Genomic DNA, 2171 nt, shown 5'->3' with positions numbered 1-2171 from the left:
CATGATAAAACCTGAATATGTCATCCACTCTTTCAATTTAGGGGAAAAACTGACGGTTAATAAAGTGACTTTAAGAGATTATAACTATACAAAACCAAACCTTGATTTAGAGCAGCAAACACAACTATCTACCGAAGCCCAACGAGAATTGTACTACCATAGTGGTCTTTATCAAACCTTATCCACTGGAACACACCAGGCTAATGTAAAACTCCTTCAGGCACAAAGCCAAATAACACTAGGCCACGGTGAGAGTAATTGTATTTATCTGTTACCTGGCGGACTCTTTACGCTACAAGAACATACCAACCCTCAATTAAATCAGCAATATCTCATTACAAAAGCCCGTCATCATGGTAAACAACCGCAATCACTCGAGGAAGGCGCCAGTGACGAGCCGACTACTTATAACTGTCATTTTAACTGTACTCGCTTTGAAGATCTTGAATACAAGTCCATCGCCTCTCCCAAGGTCATCAAAAAAAATCGCTGTTATAGTGTTGAGTCTGCAATAGTCGCTGGACCAAAAGGTGAAGAAATCTACACCGATCAATATGGCCGAATTAAAGTTCAATTTCACTGGGACCGTGATGGTCATTATTCAGAACACGCTTCTTGTTGGGTTCGAGTGGTACAACCTTGGACAGGCTCAGGTTGGGGAGCCTTGCAACTACCACGGATAGGTCAGGAGGTTTTAGTTAGCTTTATTAATAGTGATCCTGATCGCCCAATCATTAAAGGAGGATTTTACAATGGACTGAATATGCCACCTTATCAATTACCAGAGCATAAAACCAAAACTACGATTAAAACCTGCAGCACACCCAATGCCGAGGGATTTAACGAATGGCGCTATGAAGATAAAAAAGGTCAGGAGCAAATTTTTGTTCATGTCGAACGCAATATTGATGTCCATGTCAATCATAATAAAACGACATATATAGGTAATCAGCAACATGAAATTGTTGACCAATCACACCATAGTCATATTCACCAAAACTTTACACAGCACATACATGGACAACTGAATACTAAGGTGGAACAACAGCAATACGTTACTGTACACGGCAATCTGCATGAAAAGTCCAAGCAAAAAACGTTTACGGACAGTACTCAAGAAATCCATTTACAATCCAGTAGTAAATTGATCATTGATGCAGGTATGGAATTAATCGCCAAAGGTAATAACAGTTTTTTTAAGTTAAATCCTGGCGGAGTCACCATGAATGGCCCAAGTATACGTATTAATGCAGGAGGAACACCAGGTATTGGTACACCAGCACAATCGGTTGCATTAAAAAGTATGGCATGGGATGTTGATGCACAAATTGTTAATGTTAAAAAAGCAACTGCTGTTGCTGATATACAATGTGATTTGTGTAAGAAAAATAATACATAATAGCAGTAAATGCTTGCTGTATTTCAATGTATGTCAGTGGCAAAAAAGGCTGGTTAACGCTCATCGACTATTTGCTGCAAGGATGCGGCAACCAATGAGTATGCATCAACATTTTCTAAGTAATTGCATACAAGCCTTGTTCATTTTTATTGTAATCAGCACTACCATTCCGAGTTATTCTTCAAATTTAAACATCACACTCAATGGTAGAGATATCGAAATCAATAACAAAGCTGTTTTTCTCGATACCAGTATAGATAACTGGTTCAACTTACTAGGCAAGCCAGATAGAACCACCAAATTTATTGTAAAAGATTTACCCAAGGAATATTTGAGAGTTGCTTATACCTGGGATAAATTAGGATTAGCCATTGAGTCACGATTAAAAACCAACAAAGCACATTCTTTACTGATCATGCTTGATATAAAAAACTATTCTGACCATATTGGCCCATTTTATAAAGAGCAAACTTCACCTGATGATGTGCCTATAAGCAAAGTTAGTGTTGTAACAGACTTATATTTAGCCTCAACCAGAAGAAAACATACGTATCAGTTTATTTTTTTTCCAAAAAATGATTTCAAAGGAAAACTTATAGTTGAAGAAAAAAAAGTCGACAAAACAACACTTACACAAGAATTCTTTAACATCCCTAAAAACTATAGCGAAAGATCATTCTCCAAAATACAACCTATTAATAGCATATCTGATTTTCCTAAAGAGTTTCTAGGTGGTGCAATCGAATATGCCATGATGGGTACAGAGTTTGGT

Annotated in this window: 2 protein-coding genes; both read left to right on the top strand. The window is 37.4% G+C overall.

Going from position 1 to position 2171, the window contains the following annotated elements; all coding sequences use genetic code 11:
• The coding region (tssI, locus tag KCG35_RS24780; protein ID WP_215822530.1) for a type VI secretion system tip protein TssI/VgrG at positions 1-1399 on the top strand (1399 nt) is incomplete at its 5' end.
• Between the two features lie 94 nt (positions 1400-1493).
• The coding region (locus tag KCG35_RS24775) for a DUF7738 domain-containing protein (RefSeq protein ID WP_215822529.1) at positions 1494-2171 on the top strand (678 nt) is incomplete at its 3' end.

The sequence above is a fragment of the Zooshikella harenae genome, from assembly GCF_018837975.1.
In the GTDB taxonomy this organism is placed as follows: domain Bacteria; phylum Pseudomonadota; class Gammaproteobacteria; order Pseudomonadales; family Zooshikellaceae; genus Zooshikella; species Zooshikella harenae.
Note: the sequence above shows the minus strand (reverse complement) of the source record. Positions and strands in the feature narration are given on the sequence as shown.